The 20,345-nt window shown below is 70.5% G+C and carries 22 protein-coding genes, 1 tRNA gene, 3 pseudogenes and 1 riboswitch; of the genes and pseudogenes, 9 read left to right on the top strand and 17 right to left on the bottom strand.

Annotation, left to right across the window (positions count from 1 at the left end):
- Positions 1–11: 11 nt before the first annotated feature.
- Both ABZY31_RS03950 and ABZY31_RS03945 read right to left on the bottom strand, forming a co-directional pair.
- The gene (locus ABZY31_RS03950) at positions 12–776 is read right to left on the bottom strand and encodes an ABC transporter permease (RefSeq protein ID WP_356404852.1); all 765 of its coding nucleotides are present in this window, start codon (positions 774–776) and stop codon (positions 12–14) included.
- Between the two features lie 238 nt (positions 777–1,014).
- Entirely contained in the window at positions 1,015–1,857 is an 843-nt protein-coding gene (locus ABZY31_RS03945) for an ABC-2 family transporter protein (RefSeq protein ID WP_356404528.1), read from the bottom strand.
- A 251-nt stretch (positions 1,858–2,108) separates the two neighbouring features.
- On the opposite strand from ABZY31_RS03945, the gene ABZY31_RS03940 reads away from it, so the two are divergent.
- Positions 2,109–4,553: a transglycosylase domain-containing protein gene (locus ABZY31_RS03940; RefSeq protein WP_356404526.1), complete on the top strand. Its 2,445-nt coding sequence runs from the start codon at positions 2,109–2,111 to the stop codon at positions 4,551–4,553.
- Here the strand turns inward: ABZY31_RS03940 and ABZY31_RS03935 are convergent.
- The 3 genes from ABZY31_RS03935 to ABZY31_RS03925 form a co-directional block, all read right to left on the bottom strand.
- On the bottom strand, positions 4,547–4,867 hold the full coding sequence (locus tag ABZY31_RS03935) for a multidrug efflux SMR transporter (protein WP_356404524.1): 321 nt from the start codon (positions 4,865–4,867) through the stop codon (positions 4,547–4,549). The genes ABZY31_RS03940 and ABZY31_RS03935 overlap by 7 nt on opposite strands.
- A gap of 31 nt (positions 4,868–4,898) precedes the next feature.
- Positions 4,899–4,963, bottom strand: a riboswitch (guanidine-III (ykkC-III) riboswitch).
- Positions 4,964–5,044: 81 nt separating this feature from the next.
- The gene (locus ABZY31_RS03930) at positions 5,045–5,389 is read right to left on the bottom strand and encodes a co-chaperone GroES (protein ID WP_356404522.1); all 345 of its coding nucleotides are present in this window, start codon (positions 5,387–5,389) and stop codon (positions 5,045–5,047) included.
- 22 nt (positions 5,390–5,411) lie between these two features.
- Entirely contained in the window at positions 5,412–5,732 is a 321-nt protein-coding gene (locus tag ABZY31_RS03925; RefSeq protein WP_356404520.1) for a DUF3618 domain-containing protein, read from the bottom strand.
- A gap of 112 nt (positions 5,733–5,844) precedes the next feature.
- Between ABZY31_RS03925 and bcp the strand changes: the two genes are divergently transcribed.
- The 4 genes and pseudogenes from bcp (at position 5,845) to ABZY31_RS03905 (ending at position 7,604) form a co-directional block, all read left to right on the top strand.
- Positions 5,845–6,312, top strand: a complete 468-nt coding sequence (bcp, locus tag ABZY31_RS03920; RefSeq protein ID WP_356404518.1) for a thioredoxin-dependent thiol peroxidase — start codon at positions 5,845–5,847, stop codon at positions 6,310–6,312.
- Positions 6,313–6,461: 149 nt separating this feature from the next.
- Positions 6,462–7,005: pseudogene (locus ABZY31_RS03915) on the top strand (HNH endonuclease signature motif containing protein).
- Positions 7,006–7,134: 129 nt separating this feature from the next.
- A pseudogene (locus ABZY31_RS03910) lies at positions 7,135–7,473 on the top strand (HNH endonuclease); the annotation flags it as partial.
- A gap of 47 nt (positions 7,474–7,520) precedes the next feature.
- Positions 7,521–7,604 (top strand) — tRNA-Leu (locus tag ABZY31_RS03905).
- Positions 7,605–7,658: 54 nt separating this feature from the next.
- On the opposite strand, the gene rdgB is transcribed toward ABZY31_RS03905, so the two are convergent.
- From rdgB to ABZY31_RS03885, 4 genes are all read right to left on the bottom strand, one after another.
- Positions 7,659–8,300 carry an RdgB/HAM1 family non-canonical purine NTP pyrophosphatase gene (gene rdgB, locus ABZY31_RS03900; RefSeq protein ID WP_356404516.1) on the bottom strand — a complete coding sequence of 214 codons (642 nt, stop codon included), beginning with the start codon at positions 8,298–8,300 and terminating at the stop codon, positions 7,659–7,661.
- 41 nt (positions 8,301–8,341) lie between these two features.
- Positions 8,342–8,740, bottom strand: a complete 399-nt coding sequence (locus tag ABZY31_RS03895; protein WP_356404514.1) for a hypothetical protein — start codon at positions 8,738–8,740, stop codon at positions 8,342–8,344.
- A gap of 132 nt (positions 8,741–8,872) precedes the next feature.
- Positions 8,873–9,598 (bottom strand): ribonuclease PH, encoded by a 726-nt coding sequence (gene rph, locus ABZY31_RS03890; RefSeq protein ID WP_356404513.1) that lies wholly within the window; start codon positions 9,596–9,598, stop codon positions 8,873–8,875.
- Between the two features lie 151 nt (positions 9,599–9,749).
- Entirely contained in the window at positions 9,750–10,028 is a 279-nt protein-coding gene (locus ABZY31_RS03885) for a PTS glucose/sucrose transporter subunit IIB (RefSeq protein WP_356404511.1), read from the bottom strand.
- Between the two features lie 232 nt (positions 10,029–10,260).
- Here ABZY31_RS03885 and ABZY31_RS03880 point away from each other — a divergent pair, with 232 nt between their 5' ends.
- Both ABZY31_RS03880 and ABZY31_RS03875 read left to right on the top strand, forming a co-directional pair.
- Positions 10,261–11,559: a PTS transporter subunit EIIC gene (locus tag ABZY31_RS03880; protein ID WP_356404509.1), complete on the top strand. Its 1,299-nt coding sequence runs from the start codon at positions 10,261–10,263 to the stop codon at positions 11,557–11,559.
- A gap of 267 nt (positions 11,560–11,826) precedes the next feature.
- Positions 11,827–13,092, top strand: a complete 1,266-nt coding sequence (locus tag ABZY31_RS03875) for a PTS transporter subunit EIIC (RefSeq protein ID WP_356404507.1) — start codon at positions 11,827–11,829, stop codon at positions 13,090–13,092.
- A 116-nt stretch (positions 13,093–13,208) separates the two neighbouring features.
- Here ABZY31_RS03875 and ABZY31_RS03870 read toward each other — a convergent pair whose 3' ends face one another.
- A complete protein-coding gene (locus ABZY31_RS03870; RefSeq protein WP_356404505.1) occupies positions 13,209–13,961 on the bottom strand; it encodes an MBL fold metallo-hydrolase in 753 nt (250 codons plus the stop codon).
- 247 nt (positions 13,962–14,208) lie between these two features.
- On the opposite strand from ABZY31_RS03870, the gene ABZY31_RS03865 reads away from it, so the two are divergent.
- Positions 14,209–14,649 (top strand): hypothetical protein, encoded by a 441-nt coding sequence (locus ABZY31_RS03865; protein WP_356404504.1) that lies wholly within the window; start codon positions 14,209–14,211, stop codon positions 14,647–14,649.
- A pseudogene (locus tag ABZY31_RS03860) lies at positions 14,646–15,034 on the top strand (DUF488 family protein). Before ABZY31_RS03865 ends, ABZY31_RS03860 begins: the two are co-directional and overlap by 4 nt.
- A gap of 441 nt (positions 15,035–15,475) precedes the next feature.
- Here ABZY31_RS03860 and ABZY31_RS03855 read toward each other — a convergent pair.
- The 7 genes from ABZY31_RS03855 to clpS all read right to left on the bottom strand — a co-directional run bounded on the left by ABZY31_RS03855 (position 15,476) and on the right by clpS (position 20,267).
- Entirely contained in the window at positions 15,476–16,426 is a 951-nt protein-coding gene (locus ABZY31_RS03855) for a cysteine synthase (protein WP_356404502.1), read from the bottom strand.
- On the bottom strand, positions 16,426–16,713 hold the full coding sequence (locus tag ABZY31_RS03850; protein WP_356404500.1) for a MoaD/ThiS family protein: 288 nt from the start codon (positions 16,711–16,713) through the stop codon (positions 16,426–16,428). The genes ABZY31_RS03855 and ABZY31_RS03850 overlap by 1 nt, the downstream gene beginning before the upstream one ends.
- Positions 16,714–16,836: 123 nt before the next feature.
- Positions 16,837–16,947, bottom strand: coding sequence for a putative leader peptide (locus ABZY31_RS03845; protein WP_330330664.1), 111 nt, complete (start codon positions 16,945–16,947; stop codon positions 16,837–16,839).
- Positions 16,948–17,035: 88 nt separating this feature from the next.
- Positions 17,036–17,458 carry a M67 family metallopeptidase gene (locus tag ABZY31_RS03840; RefSeq protein WP_356404499.1) on the bottom strand — a complete coding sequence of 141 codons (423 nt, stop codon included), beginning with the start codon at positions 17,456–17,458 and terminating at the stop codon, positions 17,036–17,038.
- Between the two features lie 77 nt (positions 17,459–17,535).
- Positions 17,536–18,972 carry an amino acid permease gene (locus ABZY31_RS03835; protein ID WP_356404497.1) on the bottom strand — a complete coding sequence of 479 codons (1,437 nt, stop codon included), beginning with the start codon at positions 18,970–18,972 and terminating at the stop codon, positions 17,536–17,538.
- Between the two features lie 318 nt (positions 18,973–19,290).
- On the bottom strand, positions 19,291–19,953 hold the full coding sequence (locus ABZY31_RS03830; RefSeq protein WP_356404495.1) for a DUF2017 domain-containing protein: 663 nt from the start codon (positions 19,951–19,953) through the stop codon (positions 19,291–19,293).
- Positions 19,953–20,267 carry an ATP-dependent Clp protease adapter ClpS gene (clpS, locus tag ABZY31_RS03825; protein ID WP_356404493.1) on the bottom strand — a complete coding sequence of 105 codons (315 nt, stop codon included), beginning with the start codon at positions 20,265–20,267 and terminating at the stop codon, positions 19,953–19,955. The genes ABZY31_RS03830 and clpS overlap by 1 nt, the downstream gene beginning before the upstream one ends.
- Positions 20,268–20,345 lie beyond the last annotated feature (78 nt).

Here is a 20,345-nt window from a genome sequence, read left to right as displayed (position 1 = left end):
CCCCCCACCCCTCAGCTCCCCGTGCTCCGGTACGAGCGCAGCCCCGCCCGCCACGCCCACGACGCCGGGACCAGGACCAGCCCCGCGACCAGCGGGCTCGCGTACGCCACCCACCCCGGCAGCCCCAGCGGATCGGGCCGCCCCAGCACGTGCAGGGCCGGGAGCCAGTTCACGAAGGCCAGCGGCACCACGAAGGTCACCCCGCGCAGCAGCTCCTTGCCGAAGATGCCCGGCGGGTACTGGAGCATCGTGTTGCCGCCGTAGGTGAAGGAGTTCTGCACCTCCGCGGCGTCCCCGGCGACGAACTGGAACGCCGCCCCCGCCACGATCACCGCCCCGAAGATCGCGGCCCCCGCCACCACCATCACCGGCACCAGCAGCACCCGCCCCGCCGTCCAGTGCACGTCCAGCGCCGACACCGCCCAGACCAGCACCCCCAGCCCCTGCGCCACCCGCCCCAGGCGCCGCAGCGCGAACCGGTCCGCGGCGACCTGCGCCAGCACCGGCACCGGGCGGACCAGCATCGTGTCCAGCGAACCGTCACGGATCCGGGTGCCGATCCGGCCGGTGTTCCCGAGCAGCAGGTCCGCGAGACCGAGGGAGGCCGAGCAGGACCCGTACAGCAGGGCGATCTCGGGCAGCGTGAACCCGCCGAGGACGCTCACGTGCCGGAACATGATGTAGATCGCGACGAAGTCCAGCAGGCACCCGGCCGCGTTCCCGAAGACGGCGATGAGGAAGGAGGTCCGGTAGGTCATGGTCGCCCGGATCCACATCGCCACGATCAGGCCGTAGCCGCGCAGCCCGGCGCCCGCCTGCCGCCAGACGCCGAAGCGCCCACCCTCTCCCCCGTCCCCGCCCAGCCCGCCCGGCACACGGGACAGACCCGGCTCACCCGAATCCCCCGGCCCGTCCGGCTCACCCGGCAGCTGCGGCCCATCGGGCACATCCGGCGCCAGCGCCCGCACCCGCCCCGCTTCCCCCGCCGCCCCGCGGACGGACACCCCCCGCGCCTCAGCCACCCTGGACCACCACCTTCCGCGTCGCCGCCGCCTGCGCGAGCCGCCCCGCACCCAGGAGCGCGCCCGCCCACACCGCCTGGAACCCCAGCGCCCGCGCCGTCCCCCCGGCCCCCGCGTGCGTGCCCATCAGCACGTCCAGCGGCACCTGGAGCATCGCCGACCAGGGCAGCATCCGGACCACCTCGCCGAACCCGCCGGGGAAGACCGTCAGCGGCAGCAGCATCCCGGAGAAGAAGATCGAGACGAGGGTGGCCACCATGTTGATGCCGGACCCGTCCAGCAGCCAGAACGCGCACAGTCCCAGCAGGTAGCGCAGCGCGAAGCTCACCACCAGCCCGAGCAGCACCGAGAGCAGGAAGAGCAGCCAGCGCCCCGGTGCGGCCGGCAGCGCGAGCCGGAAGGCGAGCGCCCCCGCCGCCAGCGGAACCACCCCGCGCCCCAGCAACTGGAAGGCCGCACGCCCCAGATCGGCGGCCAGCCACCACATCTGGAGGTCGGCCGGCCGGTACAGGTCGACCGCGATGTCCCCCGTACGGATGCGCTCCTGCATCTCCTCCTGGAACCCCCCGCCGATCAGCGCGCCCGCGGCCAGCAGGGACTGGCTGACCCACACGAAGGTCAGGGCCTGCGCCTGGTCGTAACCGCCGAGACCCGGCCGCTGCTCCCACAGCGCGATGTAGGTGTACGCGACGATGAAACCGAAGACGGTGTTGGTGAACACCCCCGCGGCCGTCGCCGTTCCGTAGGTGGCGAAGCGGCGGAAGCCGCCCGCCGCGACGGCCGCGTAGAGGCGCGCGGTCCCGGCCGCGCGCCGGTGCCCGCCCTCCCGAGTCACCCGGCCCGAAGTCCTGTCCGAAGTCCTGTCCCGCGTCGTGTCCGAAGTCCTGTCCGTGGTCCTGTGCACCCATTCCTCCGTTTGCACGTTGTTCCCACGACGGCCAAAGCGCGCGAGCTTAGTGCGGGCGGGGCGGTCCACGCGAGGGATTTACCCCTGTCCAGTGCGGAATCAGCGCAATCACCGGCCATCGGGTAGACACCATGAGGTACAACACGGATATTTCGTACGCGCCGAGGAGCCCCGGAGACATGAGCGACCCGTCACCACCCCCGGGCTGGACCCCTCGGGACCCCGACTCCCCCGCCACACCCCTCCCGCCGGCCGGAACCAAGGACAAGGGGAAGAAGAAGGGGAAGGGTGCGACCGGCCCCCCCAAGGCACCCCGGCCCCCCACCCGCGCACGCACCGGCTGGCGCCGCGCCCTGCCCACCTGGCGCATGCTGCTCGCAACGTTCCTGCTGCTCGCCCTGCTGATCGGCGGCGCCCTCGTCGCGGGCTACCTCCTGGTCAACATCCCGCCCGCGAACGCCGCCGCCACCGCCCAGTCCAACGTCTACCTGTACGCGGACGGCTCCCCGCTCGCCAGCGACGGCGAGGTCAACCGCGTCAACGTCCCGCTCTCCGAGATCCCGCGGACCGTCCAGGAAACCGTACTCGCCGCCGAGGACCGCGACTTCTACTCCGAACGGGCCGTCGACCCCAAAGCCATGCTGCGCGCCGCCTGGAACACCGCGACCGGCAAGGGCACCCAGTCCGGCTCCACCATCACCCAGCAGTACGTCAAGAACTACTACCTGGGCCAGGAGCAGACGCTGAAGCGCAAGGCCAAGGAATTCTTCATCGCGATCAAACTCGGCCGCGAGAAGTCCAAGGACTACATCCTGGAGGGATACCTCAACACCAGCTACTTCGGCCGCAACGCCTACGGCATCCAAGCCGCCGCCCAGGCCTACTACGGCAAGGACGTCGGCACACTCACCACCGCCGAGGGCGCCTACCTCGCCACCCTGCTCAACTCCCCCAGCGCCTTCGACGTCGTCGCCCACCCCCAGGGCCGCCCCCGCGCCCTCGCCCGCTGGAACTACGTCCTCGACGGCATGGTGAAGAAGGGCTGGATGCCCGCCGCCGAACGGGCCGCCGCCACCTTCCCCGAACCGGGCAAGGTCCGCCCCGCCTCGGGGCTCTCGGGCCAGCGCGGCTACCTCGTCGAGGCGGTCAAGGAGTACATCGTCGACCGCAAGATCCTCGACGACAAGACCTTCTCCGAAGGCGGCTACCGCATCACCACCACCATCGACAAACGCCGCCAGAACGCCTTCGTCGACGCCGTCCAGAAGCAGCTGCTCGGCAAACTCGACCCGGCCGCCCGCCCCGTGGACCGCGTCGTCCGCGCGGGCGGCGCCTCCATCGACCCCGTCACCGGCAAGGTCGTCGCCCTGTACGGCGGCATCGACTACACCAAGCAGTACGTCAACAACGCCACCCGGCACGACTACCAAGTGGCCTCCACCTTCAAGCCGTTCGTCTTCACCGCCGCCGTCGAGAACGGCTCGCGCACCCAGGACGGACGCACCATCACCCCGAACACGGTCTACAACGGGACCAACAAGCGCCCGGTGGTCGGCAGCCGGATCCCCTTCTTCCCCTCCAACGAGGACGACGCCTCGTACGGGAACATCACCGTCCGCACCGCCACCGACCTCTCCGTCAACGCCGTGTACGCACAGATGGCCGTCGACGTCGGCGGCGCCAAGGTCAAGCAGACGGCCATCGCCCTCGGCATCCCCGAGAACACCCCCAACTTCGACGCGGGCCCCGCCATCGCGCTCGGCACCGTGCAGGCCAGCGTCCTCGACATGACCCAGGCCTACGCGACCCTCGCCGACCACGGCCGCCACACCCCGTACACCTTCGTCGAGAAGATCGCCAAGGGCGACGAGACCGTACCCCTCCCCGACCGCTCCGCACGCCAGGCGGTCACCCGCGAAGCCGCCGACACCACCACGTCGATGCTGGTCAGCGTGGTCGACAACGGCACCGGAACGGCCGCCCTCGCCGCCGGGCACCCGGCGGCCGGCAAGACCGGCACCGCCGAACTGGACCGCTCCGCCTGGTTCGCGGCCTACACCCCGGACCTGGTCACGGTCGTCTCGATGATGGGCCAGGACCCGGACAAGGGCACCCCCGAATCCCTCTACGGCGCCCTCGGCGAACCCCGCATCGGCGGCGGCGGCTACCCCGCCCGCATCTGGGCGGCGTACACCAAGGCCGCACTGGACGGCAGCGACCCGCAGGACTTCGAACTGGACCTCCAGCCGGGCGGCGGCCTGCCGCCCCCGCCTCCGCCCTCGCCCGTCACCCCCGACACGCCGTCCGGCCGGCCCCCGGCCCCCGACGACGGCGGCGCCACCGCGACCCCCACCACCGGGGGCGGAGGCACCAACGGCACCCCCGGCAACGGCGGCACGACCGGCACCCCGACCACCGGCGGCGGGGGCACCACCGGAACCCCCACCACGGGCGGCACCACCGGAACCCCCACCACCGCGGGCACCACCGCCGGAAACCGCGGCGGCACCACCGAGGGCAACCGCGGCGGCACCACGGCGGGCGACCAGGGCGGCCAGGGCGGCGCGACGACGGAGGGCACCCGGGGCGCCACCACGGAAGGACCCGACCCGCTCGGTCAGTGACCGGATGTCGCCTTCAGCCCCACCACGGCCACCAGCAGCAGACAGATGAAGAAGATCCGGGCGGCGGTCACGGGCTCACCCAGCAGGGTCATCCCCAGCACCGCCGCCCCCGCGGCCCCGATCCCGACCCACACGCCGTACGCCGTACCGATCGGCAGCGTCTTCGCCGCGATGGACAGCAGCACCATGCTCGCGACGATCCCGGCGCCCGTGAACACACTGGGCCACAGCCGGGTGAAACCCTCGGTGAACTTCATACCGATCGACCACGCCACTTCGATCAGACCGGCGAGCAGCAACAGGACCCAGGCCACGACAGGCACCTTCCGACGAGAACGGACATCAGGTGCGTCGTCTTGTCCAACCCGGTACGGCGCGTCTCGTCGGGAATCCCCCCACCGTAGCAAAAACCGGTCCAACCCGGCCCAAAACAGCCGAAAGGCCCGGTGACCTCGGTCACCGGGCCCTTCGCGCACTGCTGGAATGCAGGGTCAGAGATAGAGGCCGGTGGAGTCCTCGGCCCCCTCCAGCCGCTCCGCGGCCACCGCGTGCAGGTCCCGCTCGCGCATCAGGACGTACGTCGCCCCGCGCACCTCGACCTCGGCCCGGTCCTCGGGGTCGTACAGCACCCGGTCACCCGGCTCCACGCTGCGCACGTTCTGCCCGACGGCGACCACGGCCGCCCACGCCAGGCGCTTGCCCACCGCGGCCGTCGCCGGGATCAGGATCCCGCCGCCCGAGCGGCGCTCGCCCTCGGGCGAGTCGGACCGTACGAGCACGCGGTCGTGCAGCATGCGGATGGGCAGCTTGTCGTCGTGGGTGCTGTTCTCGCTCACGCCCCGAACCTACCCGCCCGCGTCACGCGCGCTTGCGGCGGGCGCCCAGCGCGAGCAGCCCGACGACGGCCACGGCGACCAGCGCGACCGGCACGATCCGCTCGATGCGCGGAGCGCCGTCCTCGTGGCGCAGGCCGCCCTTCACGTCGGTGACCAGACGGTTGACGGCGACGAAGGCGCGGCCCGCCGTGTGGTCCACGATCCCGGCGACCTTGGCCTTGGCGTCCCCTGCAATCGTCTTCGGGTGCACGCGCACACCGATCTCGTCGAGCGTCTCGGCGAGCTGCCCGCGCCTGCGGACGATGTCCGCCTCGATCTGTTCGGGGGTCCTGGCTTCCGGCACCGCGCTGCCTCCGTCGTCGTGGTCCTGGTCGTAAGGGGCGTAGTCCGCCGTGAACAGTCTGTCAGCTTAGTCTCGTCCCGTACCGATCCCCTCCCGAGGAGACTGCTGAGACATGAGCGAGCGACTGCAGCCGGGCGACACCGCCCCCGCCTTCACCCTGCCCGACGCGGACGGCAACGAGGTCTCGCTCGCCGACCACAAGGGCCGCAAGGTCATCGTCTACTTCTACCCCGCAGCCCTCACTCCGGGCTGCACGAAGCAGGCCTGCGACTTCACCGACAACCTCGCCGTCCTGGCCACGGCGGGCTACGACGTCATCGGCGTCTCCCCCGACAAGCCGGAGAAGCTGGCGAAGTTCCGCGAGAAGGAAGCCCTCAAGGTCACCCTGGTCGGCGACCCCGAAAAGGAGGTCCTGACGGCCTACGGCGCCTACGGCGAGAAGAAGTTGTACGGCAAGACGGTCACCGGGGTCATCCGCTCCACGGTGGTGGTGGACGAGGAGGGCAAGGTCGAGCGCGCCCTCTACAACGTCAAGGCCACCGGCCACGTAGCCAAGATCATCAAGGACCTGGGCATCTGACCCGCCCCCTTTGCGCCAACGGAGTGGCCCGCACCGAACCGGTGCGGGCCACTCCGCTTATCGGACGAAAACCCCCGTAACCGTCCGACTATCGGTCCGTTACTCCGTACGAGGGCCGCACGCGCGGCCGCAACCGGAGGGACGCGAACATGCCGATCAGCCCGTACACGAAGGAACGCCTGGCGGAGGCGGCGCAGGGGGCTCGGACACTGTCCGAAGCGCTCCAAGCATTGGGGGTGGAACCGAAGAACCCGTCGCGGAGGCGTTACCTGCACGAACGCATGCGCAAGCTGGGCGTGGACACGTCGCACTTCCAACCAGAAAGCACCAAGTGGACGCGAGAGATCCTCGCGGAGGCCGTCGCCGCCTCCACGACGATGTGCGAGGTGCTCAGGCGAATAGGCCTCGATGTAGTCGGCGGCCACCACACCCACATCAGCCGCAAGGTGAAAACCTTCGGCATAGACACGTCGCACTTCGCGCCGCCGCCGCGCACTGCTGGAGACCGGGCGCGAGGAGCGCTGCGCCATGTGCGAGATGGACGCCACATGGCAAGGAGAGCCCCTGCCCTTGGAGGTCGACCACATCGACGGCAACTGGCGCGACAACCGCGCGGAGAACCTGCGCTTCCTCTGCCCCAACTGCCACTCCACCACGGACACGTACCGAGGCCGCGGCAAGGGACGCCGATGACGCGCGGGGCCCACTACACGCGGGAGCGCCTGACCGAGGCCGCCACCGAGTGCAAGAGCATCGAAGAGGTCATCGCCCGCTACGGCGTCGAGCCACACCCCCAGCGGCTCAAGGATTCGTGCGGCGGGGCTCGACACGTCGCACTTCCTGGGGCAGGCACATCAACGCGGCAAACCAGGCCCCGTCCCCGCCCAGACCGCCGCCCAGATCCTCGTACTGCACGAAGGCGAGCGGCGCACCGTAACCAAGCTCTTGCGACGCGCTCTCCGCGAGATCGGTGTTCCTGACGAATGCGCCCGGTGCGGGACCCCTCCGGAGTGGGGCGGGCGTCCCATGACGCTGGAGGTCGACCACATCAACGGCGACTGGAGTGATGACCGCCGCGAGAACCTGCGACTGCTGTGCCCCAACTGCCACGCGCTCACCACCACCTGGTGCCGGGGAGGGCCCCGCAGACCAACGCGGTGATCTTCTGCCGCCCCTCAGCCGCCTGCCGGTATCATGGCAGGCGGCTAGCGGCGGTGGCGCAACGGCGACGCAGCAGACTTAGGATCTGTGGCCCGTGAAACGGCTTGAGGGTTCGAATCCCTTCCGCCGCACAGCAACGGCCTGCGAATCGAAGGACTGATTCGCAGGCCATTTGCATGTCGCCTTCAGCCCAGCAGCTCCCGGACCACCGGCGCAAGGGCGCGGAAGGCCTGGCCGCGGTGGGAGATGGCGTTCTTCTCCGCCGCCGTGAGTTCCGCGCAGGTGCGGGTCTCGCCCAGGGGCTGGAGGATCGGGTCGTAGCCGAAGCCGCCGGTGCCGGCGGGGGCGTGGCGCAGGGTGCCCGGGAGGCGGCCCTCGACGACGCGTTCGGTGCCGTCCGGGAGGGCGAGGGCGGCGGCGCAGGCGAAGTGGGCCGCGCGGTGTTCGTCGCCGATGTCGCCGAGCTGGGCCAGCAGCAGGTCCAGGTTCGCCTGGTCGTCGCCGTGGGTGCCGGCCCAGCGGGCGGAGAAGATGCCGGGGGCGCCGTTCAGTACGTCCACGCAGAGGCCCGAGTCGTCGGCGACGGCCGGGAGTCCGGTGGCCTGCGCCAGGGCGTGGGCCTTGAGCAGGGCGTTCTCGGCGAAGGTGACGCCGGTTTCCTTGACGTCGGGGATCTCCGGGTACGCGTCCGCGCCGACCAGCTCGTGCGGCAGGCCGGCGTCGGACAGGATGGCGCGGAGCTCGGTGACCTTGCCCGCGTTGCGGGTGGCCAGGATCAGGCGGGGGCGCGCCGGGGGCGTGGCGGGGGTGGAGGGCGTCGAGGTCATGTCCCCATTATCCCGTCGGCCGCCCTCACCCCGGCCGGGGGTCAGCCCGGGGTGCAGACCTTGGAGATCTCCTTGGCCGCGTCCGCGACGGGGGTGATGTCGGGGGCGGTGTTGCCGCCTTCGATCGAGGTGCGGACGTTCTTGACGGCCGTGGTCATGGAGTCGACCGCCTTGCCGAGGTCGGCGTTGCCGGTCTGGTCGCCGACCTTCTTGAGGTTCCGCTCTATCTGGTCGAGGGCGTTCTGGGCGTCCTGGGGGCTGTTGCCGGCCTGGGAGACGGCCTGCTGGAGGTCGTTGGCGCCGTCGGTGATGGCCACGGCCGTGTTCGCGCAGTCCATGGCGGTGGAGATCGCGTCGCAGGAGGTCAGGGCGGGCACGGTGAGGGCGGCCGCCAGGAGGACGGCGGACAGGCGAAGGCGGTGGTGGCGGTGCTGGGACATGTGGTTTCCCCCGGTGGCCGGTGACGTGGACGGGCGCACAGTTCTGACACTGTGCGCCCGTACTCGTCAAGACGCGGAATCCGGCCGCGCGGTTGCCGCCGGTCGCGCCGCCGGGATGCGCGTGCAGCGTCCCTACAGCTGGAGCGCTCCGCGCTGGATGGCTTCGAGGTCGGCGCAGCCGCCGGCGGCGAGGTCGAGGAGGGCGTTGAGTTCCTTGCGGTCGAAGGGTTCGCCTTCGGCGGTGCCCTGGACCTCGACGAAGCGGCCGTCGCCGGTGCAGACGACGTTCATGTCGGTTTCGGCGCGGACGTCTTCCTCGTAGCAGAGGTCGAGGAGGGGTTCGCCGTCGACGATGCCGACGCTGACGGCGGCGACGGTGCCGGTGAGCGGCTTGCGGCCGGCCTTGATCAGCTTCTTCTGCTGGCCCCAGGCGACGGCGTCGGCGAGGGCGACGTAGGCGCCGGTGATGGCGGCGGTGCGGGTGCCGCCGTCGGCCTGGAGGACGTCGCAGTCCAGGACGATGGTGTTCTCGCCGAGGGCCTTGTAGTCGATGACGGCGCGCAGCGAGCGGCCGATGAGGCGGGAGATCTCGTGGGTGCGGCCGCCGATCTTGCCGCGTACGGATTCGCGGTCGCCGCGGGTGTTGGTGGAGCGGGGGAGCATCGAGTACTCGGAGGTGACCCAGCCTTCGCCGCTGCCCTTGCGCCAGCGCGGGACGCCTTCGCTGAAGGAGGCGGTGCAGAAGACCTTGGTGTCGCCGTATGAGATGAGGACGGAGCCCTCGGCGTGCTTGCTCCATCCGCGTTCGATGGTGACGGGGCGGAGCTGTTCGGGGGTACGGCCGTCGATGCGAGACATGGATCCGAGCCTAGTCGGTGCGGGGCGGCGGTACGGCGGTGTGGGAAGACCCCGTCCGGGTGGGCCCGGGGACGGGGTCTTCTCGTCCGGCCGTTGGGCGGCCGGTGGGGGGAGCGGGGTGGGCGGGCCGGGCGGGCTCAGCTCGCTCGGCTCACATCATGTCTTCGATGTCGGCGGCGATGGGGTCGGCGTCGGTGCCGATGACGACCTGGATGGCGGTGCCCATCTTGACGACGCCGTGGGCGCCGGCGGCCTTGAGGGCGGCTTCGTCGACCTTGGTGGGGTCGATGACCTCGGTGCGCAGGCGCGTGATGCAGCCCTCGACTTCTTCGATGTTCTCGATACCGCCGAGCCCGGCGACGATCTTCTCAGCCTTGGTGGCCATCTGTTTCTCCCTGAGTTCTACGAAGAACGAGTCTCGGCGGCGCATACTCCGCGTGAGCGTCCGATCTGTCACGGTAGCCCACGGTTGGCCCATTCACACGGGCACATGTCCCGTATGTGCCGAATCATAGCGATCAGCACCACCCCGCCCGCCGGCCCCCGGGGGGCCCCGCGGAGCGGGCGCGTGCGACCGCGTCAGAAGTGGTCTACACCAGTGTGCCGCACGTGTCGCAACTGCCAAAAACGGGCCGTCGAACGGCCAGCCAGGGAGGACGCCGATGAGCGCGAGCAGCGCCGCAGCAGTGCCGGAGCAGAAGTGGTGGAACGGCATTTTCCAGGGGCTCCAGAAGATGGGCCGGAGCCTCCAGCTGCCCATCGCCGTCCTTCCCGCGGCAGGCATCCTCAACCGGTTCGGCCAGGACGACGTCTTCGGCAAGGACGGCCTCGGCTGGACGGACGTCGCCAAGGTGATGGCCAGCGCGGGCGGCGCGCTGCTCAACGCGGACCTGGGCCTGCCGCTCCTCTTCTGCATCGGCGTGGCCATCGGCATGGCCAAGAAGGCGGACGGGTCGACGGCCCTGGCGGCGGTGGTCGGCTTCCTCGTCTACCGCAGCGTCCTGCACGCCTTCCCCAAGGCGTGTCCGACGGGCACGAAGGACATCAAGGGCGGATGCCTGGCGCAGGGCGACCTGTTCGCCGAGTACACCTTCCAGAACCCGGGGGTGTTCGGCGGCATCATCATGGGGCTGCTGGCGGCCTGGTTCTGGCAGCGCTTCCACCGGGTGAAGCTGGTGGACTGGCTCGGCTTCTTCAACGGGCGGCGCCTGGTCCCGATCATCATGGCCTTCGTCGCGATCGTGTTCGCCGTGCTCTGCCTGGGGGTGTGGCCGGCGATCGGCGACGCGCTGGAGAGCTTCTCGGACTGGCTGATCGGGCTGGGTTCGTGGGGCGCGGGGATCTTCGGCGTCGCGAACCGTGCGCTGCTGGTGATCGGGCTGCACCAGTTCCTGAACGTGCCGGTGTGGTTCCAGTTCGGCAGCTTCACGAAGCCGGACGGGCAGGTCGTGCACGGTGACATCGCGATGTTCCTGGCGGGTGACCCGAAGGCGGGGCAGTTCCTGTCGGGGTTCTTCCCGATCATGATGTTCGCGCTGCCGGCGGCGGCGCTGGCGATCACGCACTGCGCGAAGCCGGCGCGCCGCAAGCAGGTGGGCGGCCTGATGCTGTCGGTGGCCCTGACGTCCTTCGTCACGGGCATCACGGAGCCGCTGGAGTACTCGTTCCTCTTCATCGCGCCGGCGCTGTACGCGGTGCATGCGGTGCTGACGGGCGTGTCGATGGCGGTGACCTGGGCGCTGGGGGTGCACGACGGCTTCAGCTTCTCGGCGGGCCTGATCGACTACGTCATCAACTGGAGCCTGGCGACGAAGCCGTGGCTGATCATCCCGATCGGGCTGTGCTTCGCGGTGGTCTACTACGCCGTCTTCCGCTTCGCGATCACGAAGTTCGACATTCCGACGCCGGGGCGGGAGTCGGACGAGGAGATCGCGGAGATGGAGCGGGAGAACGTGAAGTAGTACCGCGGGACGGACTGTCTGCCGTTCGTCCCGGGCGCCAAGGCCTTCGGACCCCATGGGTCCGGGGGCCTTTGTCGTTCATATGCTGATGTGTCCGCCACCACGGAACCGGGGGTTCCTTACGCGGACCTCACCGTGCTAAAACTGGTCTACACCACTTAGTGGTGTAGACCACGCGGGCGTGCAACGCCCCGCGGTCCCCCTTTCTGAGACGCCGCCTCCCCCTTCCATGTCCCCGGGCGGCGCCTTGCCCAATGGAGGAAGTTGATGAGTACGGCTACCGCCGCTCCCGCCAAGAAGCGGGGCTCCGGCCTGATGCAGGGCCTTCAGAAAGTCGGCCGCAGCCTCCAGCTGCCGATCGCCGTGCTGCCCGCCGCCGGCATCCTGCTGCGCCTCGGCCAGCCGGACGTCTTCGGCAAGGACGGTCTGGGCTGGGGGAAGGTCGCCACGGTGTTCGCCACCGCCGGTGACGCCGTCTTCACCAACCTGCCGCTCCTCTTCTGCATCGGTGTCGCGATCGGCTTCGCGAAGAAGGCGGACGGCTCCACCGCGCTCGCCGCGCTGGTCGGCTTCCTCGTCTACAAGAACGTGCTCACCGCCTTCCCGGTGCACGAGGCGATCATCAACACCACCGAGAACAAGGGTGTCGACGTCGCCGCGACGTACAACAACCCCGGTGTTCTCGGCGGCATCATCATGGGCCTGCTCGCCGCCGTCCTGTGGCAGCGATTCCACCGCACCAAGCTGGTCGACTGGCTCGGCTTCTTCAACGGCCGCCGCCTCGTCCCGATCATGATGGCCTTCGTCGGCGTCATCGCCGGTGTCTTCTTCGGCCTGGTCTGGGAGCCGATCGGCGACGTCATCTCCAACTTCGGCGAGTGGATGACCGGCCTCGGCGCGGGCGGTGCCGGCCTCTTCGGCCTGATCAACCGCGGTCTGATCCCGATCGGCATGCACCAGTTCGTCAACACCGTCGCCTGGTTCCAGATCGGTGACTTCACCAACGCAGCGGGCGACGTCGTCCACGGCGACCTGAACCGCTTCTTCGCGGGTGACCCGAACGCCGGACTCTTCATGACGGGCTTCTTCCCGATCATGATGTTCGGTCTGCCGGCCGCTGCCCTCGCCATCGCGCACTGCGCCCGCCCCGAGCGCCGCAAGGCCGTCACCGGCATGATGGTCTCGCTCGCCCTGACCTCGTTCGTCACCGGTGTGACCGAGCCGATCGAGTTCTCGTTCATGTTCATCGCGCCGCTGCTGTACGCGATCCACGCGGTGCTGACCGCCATCTCCATGGCCGTCACCTGGGCCCTGGGCGTCCACGCGGGCTTCACCTTCTCCGCCGGCCTGATCGACCTCGGACTGGGCTGGAGCAAGTCCACCCAGGCCTGGATGATCCTGCCGATCGGCCTGGTGTTCGCCGCGGTGTACTACTTCGGCTTCCGCTTCGCGATCCTCAAGTTCAACCTCCCCACCCCGGGCCGCGAGTCCGACGAGGAGATCGCCGAGATGGAGAAGGCCGAGGCGAAGTAGGCCCCCGGCACCACTGCGTCACCCACGCCGAAGCCCCTGCTCTTCCTTCCGGAAGGGCAGGGGCTTCGGCGTGCCGCGGTGCGGCGCGCACGGGGTACGGCGGCTCCCCGTACGGGTCAGACCTCGTAGACGGCGCCCGCGCGGGCGAGGTCCACCGGGCCCCCGTACACGGAGCGGGCGTCGGCGACGTTGCGCCGGGCGTCCGTCCACGGCGGGATGTGCGTCAGGACGAGCCGTCCGACCCGGCCGGCGCTGGCGAACTCCCCGGCCTCGCGGCCGTTGAGGTGGAGGTCGGGGATGTCCTCCTTGCCGTGGGTGAAGGAGGCCTCGCAGAGGAACAGGTCGGCGCCTTCGGCGAGCAGGCCCAGTTCGTCGCAGGCCCCGGTGTCGCCGGAGTAGGTCAGGCTGCGGCCGCCGTGTTCGAGCCGGATGGCGTAGGACTCGACGGGGTGGGAGACGCGTTCGGTGCGGACCTGGAAGGGGCCGATCTCGAAGGCGCCGGGCTTCAGGGTGCGGAAGTCGAAGACCTCGCTCATGGAGCGTTCGTCGGGGACGTCCTCGTAGGCCGTGGTCAGGCGCTTCTCGGTGCCTTCGGGGCCGTAGACGGGGATGGTGCCGCAGCGGCCGCCTTCGTGGCGGTAGTAGCGGGCGACGAAGTAGCCGCACATGTCGATGCAGTGGTCCGCGTGCAGGTGGCTGAGGAAGACCGCGTCGAGGTCGTACAGGCCGCAGTGCCGCTGCAGCTCACCGAGGGCGCCGTTGCCCATGTCGAGGAGCAGCCGGAAGCCGTCGGCCTCGACGAGGTAGCTCGAGCAGGCCGATTCCGCTGAGGGGAACGAGCCGGAGCAACCGACGACGGTGAGCTTCATGGAGCGGGAACCTCCGTGGACGGTCCGTGGACGTTACACGGAGACGGGGAGGGCGACGGGGCGTGCGTGGAGTCGAGCGTAAAGCGCGAAGCGTGCCGTCGCTCCTCCGCGGTGGGCCGTTGTGGGACAACTCACCTGCGCTGTCACCCGGTGGAGCGACGGCGGGTACCCGGGTTGCCGTCCGCGGGGCGGTCGGCGGGCGTGCGCGGGCCGTGCGGGCGGGTGGGGGCGCGGTTACGGTCGATGCATGGACACGTCCTGGTGGCCCGGGATGGCGGCGGTCGTGGCCGTGGCCCTCGTGGTGCTGGTGACGGGTCGGCGGACCCAGGCGGTGCGGCCGCGGCTGCCGGCCCGGTCGGGGCCGTCCGGGCACGGTCCGGGACCGCCGCAGCGGCCGGTGCCGGGCGAGCTGTGGCGGCTGGCGGACGGGAGTGCGTGCCTGGTCCTGGCGGTACGGGGCCCGCGGGCGCGGATCGCCCCGGTCACCGGGAAGTACCGGGACGCCCGGCCGGGGGTGATCGCTCTCCCGCCGGGGGTGCTGGGGGCCGCGCACGGGCGGGCGGCGTTCCTGGAGGCGGACCGGCCGCGGGAGGTTCCGGTGCGGGAGGTGCGGCGGCGGGTCGGGTCGGTGGATCCGGCGGTGTGGGACCAGGTGAAGGGGCTCGGGCTGGGAGGCGAGGGCCGGTGACGCGGGCGAACGCGCGAGCGGGGGCGGGGGGCGGTGAGGTCCGGGTGCGGCGGGTCTACGATCCCCCGGACCCGGCGGCGGACGGCGTCCGGGTGCTGGTGGACCGGCTGTGGCCGCGGGGGCTGTCGAAGGCGGCGGCCGCGGTGGACGAATGGCCGAAGGAGGTGACCCCGTCGGCGGAGCTGCGGAAGTGGTTCCACGGTGGGGGCGGGGGGTTCGAGGAGTTCCGCGAGCGGTACGAGGCGGAGTTGCGGGGGCGGTGGCGGGGGCGGAGCTGGAACGTCTGCGGGGGCTGCGGCGCAAGGGGCCGCTGACCCTGCTGACCGCCGTCAAGGACCCACCCTCCAGCCACGCCGCCATCCTGGCCGCGATCCTGTCCCGCTGACGGGGTCCGCGGGGGCGCGGTGCGGTGCCCCCGCGTCGGCTCGGGTGCCTCCGGCGGCGCCTCAAACGCCGGCGGGGCTGAGTTGTGCCGAGGCTGTCGCTGCCCTGCCGCCTTGCGGTACCTGGGGCGGCGCCTGAAGCACCGACGGGTTTGCCGGGCCCGGTTCCCGGGGCACGGCAGTCGGCCAGGACCACGCCGAGCCCACACCAGCCCTGCCGGCGTTTGAGGCACCGGCCGGGGAGGCAGCCCGGCGGGCCGGTTATCGTCCGTGCGGTCGGCGTCGGCGGCGCCGCACCACCATCAGCCCCGCCGGCGTTTGAGGCGCCGCCGGAGGCAGGCACCGGCCGGAAGGCCACCGGCGGAGCGGCACCCGCCCGTGCCCTGCGCGTCGGCGCCGCCGATGGCAGCCGTGCGGCTACGGGCCGGGGCGGGGGTCCGGGATCAGGCCCAGAGTTGGCCCTGGAGGGTTTCGATGGCCTCGGCCGTCGTCGGGGCCGTGTAGACGCCCGTCGACAGGTACTTCCAGCCGCCGTCGGCCACGACGAAGACGATGTCCGCCGACTCGCCCGCGGCAACCGCCTTGCGGCCCACGCCGATCGCCGCATGCAGGGCGGCCCCCGTGGAGACGCCCGCGAAGATGCCCTCCTGCTGGAGGAGTTCACGGGTGCGGGTCACCGCGTCCGCGGAGCCCACCGAGAAGCGGGTGGTCAGCACGGAGGCGTCGTACAGCTCCGGGACGAAGCCCTCGTCCAGGTTCCGCAGCCCGTACACCAGGTCGTCGTAGCGCGGCTCGGCGGCGACGATCCGGATGCCCTCGACGTGTTCGCGCAGGTAGCGGCCGACGCCCATCAAGGTGCCCGTCGTGCCGAGGCCCGCCACGAAGTGGGTGATCGACGGGAGGTCGGCGAGGATCTCCGGGCCGGTCGTGGCGTAGTGGGCGCCCGCGTTGTCCGGGTTGCCGTACTGGTAGAGCATCACCCAGTCCGGGTGCTCCGCCGCCAGCTCCTTGGCGACGCGGACCGCCGTGTTCGAGCCGCCCGCCGCGGGCGAGGGCACGATCTCGGCTCCCCACATGGCCAGCAGGTCGCGCCGCTCCTGGCTGGTGTTCTCCGGCATGACGCACACGATCCGGTAGCCCTTGAGCTTCGCGGCCATGGCGAGCGAGATGCCCGTGTTGCCGGAGGTGGGCTCCAGGATGGTGCAGCCGGGCCGCAGGAGGCCGGACTTCTCGGCCTGCTCGACCATGTGGAGCGCGGGGCGGTCCTTGATCGAGCCGGTCGGGTTGCGGTCTTCCAGCTTGGCCCAGACCCGGACGTCCTCGGACGGGGACAGCCGGGGCAGCCGGACCAGCGGGGTGTTGCCGACCGCCGCCAGTGGGGAGTCGTAGCGCATTACTTCGATCCGCCGGCCACGGCCGGGAGGATGGTGACGCTGTCGCCGTCCTTCAGCTCGGTGGTGATGCCGGCGAGGAAGCGGACGTCCTCGTCGTTGAGGTACACGTTCACGAAGCGGCGCAGCTCGCCGCCCTTGGCCTCGTCGATGATGCGCTCCTGGATGCCCTTGTGGCGGGTCTCCAGGTCGGCGAAGAGGTCGGCGAGGGTCGCGCCTTCACCGGACACGGCCTTCTCGCCGGCGGTGTAGGTGCGGAGGATGGTGGGGATGCGGACCTCGATGGCCATGGCTGGCTCCAGTCGTGAAGAGGGTGCGGGGAAGTGCGGGGGCTGGGCGGGCGGTGCGGAAGGCGGAGCGGGTGGCGGCGCCGCGCGCGGTCGGCCGCGGGCGCCGCGGTGGTGCGGCGGTACTCAGGCAGCGGCAGGACAGATGGCACTGGCGAGGCGGCACAGGTCGACGTGCAGCCGCGCCACGAGCAGCAGCCTGCCGGGCGTCTCGATGCTCACGTCGTGGGGAACCATGCGGTCATGTTAACGATTCCCGGTCCCGCGTTTGGAGTGTGATCCCGCATCGTGGACGCCTTTGGCTCACATACTGGGCGGTAGCCCGCTAGTAACCCGCCACGACCTGCACTTCTTCCTCCGTGACCACGCCGTCGACGATGCGGTACGACCGGAACTGGAACTCCCCCAGGCCGTCCTGGTCCGCCGTGGACACCAGGACGTAGTGCGCGCCGGGCTCGTTCGCGTAGGTCAGGTCGGTGCGCGAGGGGTAGGCCTCGGTCGCGGTGTGCGAGTGGTAGACGATCACGGGCTCCTCGTCCCGGTCGTCCAGCTCGCGGTAGAGCTTCAGCAGGTCCTTGGAGTCGAACTCGTAGAACGTGGGCGACCGCGCGGCGTTCAGCATGGGGACGAACCGCTCGGGGCGGTCGGTGCCCGCCGGACCGGCGACGATCCCGCAGGCCTCGTCCGGGTGGTCCTTGCGGGCGTGCTCGACGATCCGGTCGTACAGGTCCTGGGTGAGGGTCAGCATGAGCGAAAGGATAAACAGACGGGCCCTTCCGTACCGAGGAGTGGTACGGAAGGGCCCGGATGCTGGACAGGATCCCGCTACGAGGCCTTGGTGAAGGCGTCGCCGCTCGGGTTCCGGTTCTTCATGACCAGGTAGGAGACGCCGAGGATCAGGCCCCACAGCGGGGCGCAGTACAGCGAGACGCGGGCGTCCTTGTCGATGCCCATCATCACGATGACCATGGCGATGAAGGCGAGCGCGAACCAGCTCGTGTACGGGGCGCCGGGCGCCCGGAAGGGTGAGGCGGGCAGCTCGCCGCGGTCGGACTTGGCGCGGTAGCGGATCTGGCAGACCAGGATCATGATCCAGGCCCACATGCCGGAGATGGTGGCGAAGGAGACGACGTAGTCGAAGGCCTTGCCGGGGGCGACGTAGTTGATCCAGACGCCCACCAGCATCAGCGCGGCGGAGAAGGTCGTGCCGACGAGCGGGGTGCCGCTCTTGGTGAGCCTGGTGAAGACCTTGGGGCCCTGGCCGTTCTGCGCGAGGTCGCGCAGCATGCGGCCGGTGGAGTACATGCCCGAGTTGCAGGAGGACAGGGCGGCGGTCAGCACCACGAAGTTGACGATGGCCGCGCCGATGCCGAGGCCCATCTTCTCGAAGGCCAGGACGAAGGGGCTCTCGCCCGCCTTGAACTGGTTCCACGGGATGACCGACAGGATCATGATCAGCGCGCCGACGTAGAAGACGGCGATCCGCCACGGCACGGTGTTGATGGCCTTGGGGAGGGTCTTCTCGGGGTCCTTGGACTCACCGGCGGTGACGCCGACGAGTTCGACCGCGAGGAAGGCGAACATCACGATCTGCAGGGTCATCAGCGTCTCGCCGATGCCGTTGGGGAAGAAGCCGCGGTCGTTCCACAGGTTCGAGACGCTCGCCGTGCCGGCGGCGTCGGAGAAGCCGATGGTCAGGATGCCGGCGCAGATCAGGATCATGCCGACGATGGCGGTGACCTTGACCATCGAGAACCAGAACTCCAGCTCGCCGAAGAGCTTCACGGAGATCAGGTTGGCGGCGTAGAGGATGAGCGTGAAGATCAGCGCGAAGCCCCACTGCGGGAAGCTGCCGTGGGTCCAGAAGGACATGTACTTCGCGGCGGCGGTGACCTCGACGATGCCGGTGACCACCCAGAAGAGCCAGTACGTCCAGCCCGTCACGTAGCCCCAGAAGGGGCCGAGGAACTCGCGGGCGTAGTCCGAGAAGGACCCCGAGACCGGGCGGTACATGAGCAGCTCGCCCAGGGCCCGCATGATGAAGAAGATGACCAGGCCGGCGATGGCGTAGGCCAGGATGAGGCTGGGGCCCGCCTTGGAGATCGCCTTGCCGGCGCCAAGGAAGAGTCCGGTGCCGATGGCCCCGCCGATGGCGATCATCTGGATCTGCCGCGCGCCGAGCGTGCGGTGGTAACCCTCGCCCGCCTCGGCTCCGCCGCCGGCCGGCTTCGTGTCGTCGTGCTCGACCTGCACAGAGGTCATGTCTTGGTGCGCCTTTCTCCACGCCGGTCCGCGCCTGTGAGGGCTGCGGGCCGGATCCTCGATCCCCCCGGATACGGATGGAGTTGCACCCGGCGGTCAGCCGGTTCGAGCGAGCCGGGGAACAGGGGTGGCGTCCCGTCGGCAGTCGTGAAGATTTATCACGGGCTTACGGGTGGTCGAGGCGCGAAAAAGTGATCTGGAGCACGAAAAAATAGGGACAAACGCCGGGAAGGAGATCAGACCACCGCAGGGCGGTGATCTGATCGTTATCCGGATTTGAGCGTCCGCTGAGCGAACGGAGCGACGGCGGGGCCCCGCTCAGAGGGTTTCGATCAGCGTCTCCTGGAGACCGCCGAGCCACAGGTAGGCCATCACCATCGGCTTGCGCGGATCGTCGTCCGGGAGCCGGAAGAGAGCGGCGCTCTCGTCGTCCTCGGTGATGTCGAGCCGGGCCGCGATGGTGAGCCGCAGGTCGTTGAGCGCACCGAGCCAGCGCAGTGGCAGTTCCCCGGTCAGCTCCAGCACCGCGCCGCGGCCGCGGTCGTCGCCGTAGACCTCGCCATCAGCGTCGTCGGCATCGGCGCCGTCGTCGCCCGCGAGCCCCAGCCCGTCGAGGCTGCGCACGACGGCCAGCGCGTCCTCGCGCTTGCGGGTGCGCAGGTCGTTCTCGGTGAAGCGGCGGAATTCGGCCGAGCGGGCCCGCAGCTCCTCGGGCTCCACGCCGTTACCGGCGCCGGGGCCGCCGTAGGCGTCCGGGAAGAGCCGGGCCAGCGCCGGGTCGGAGGGCGGCTCGGTGGGGCCGTCGGCGGCGAAGAGCACGGCGAGCGGGTCGGCGTCCTCGGCCGGTTCGGCGGCGCCGGGACCGATCAGCTCCAGGAGCTGTACGGCCAGCGAGCGCAGGATCTGGATCTCGATCTCGTCGAAAGCGACGGCCGCGCCGCCGCCTTCGAGCGGCACGAAGGTGCCCGTCTCGCGCTCCATCAGTTGCGGTCCTGGGTGAGGGTCGCCCACAGGCCGTAGCCGTGCATGGCCTGCACGTCGCGCTCCATCTCCTCGCGGCTGCCGCTGGAGACGACCGCCCGCCCCTTGTGGTGGACGTCGAGCATCAGTTTGTTCGCCTTGTCCTTGGAGTAGCCGAAGTACGCCTGGAACACGTAGGCGACGTAGCTCATGAGGTTGACGGGGTCGTTGTGCACCAGCGTCACCCAGGGGACGTCGGGTTCGGGGACCGCGAAGGCCTCCTCGGCGGATTGGGTGCGTTCGATCTTAGCGGGGGCGACACTCACTCGTCCCATGCTGCCACTGTGACGGCCCCGTCGCACAAACGGGCCCTAGATCTCGTCACTCTGACGAGATGTGCGCTAGCATCCGTG

It is taken from the genome of Streptomyces sp. NPDC006529, from assembly GCF_040611795.1.
Lineage (GTDB): Bacteria > Actinomycetota > Actinomycetes > Streptomycetales > Streptomycetaceae > Streptomyces.
The sequence above is the reverse complement of the archived record's forward strand: the minus strand, read 5'-3'. Positions and strand labels throughout refer to the sequence as shown.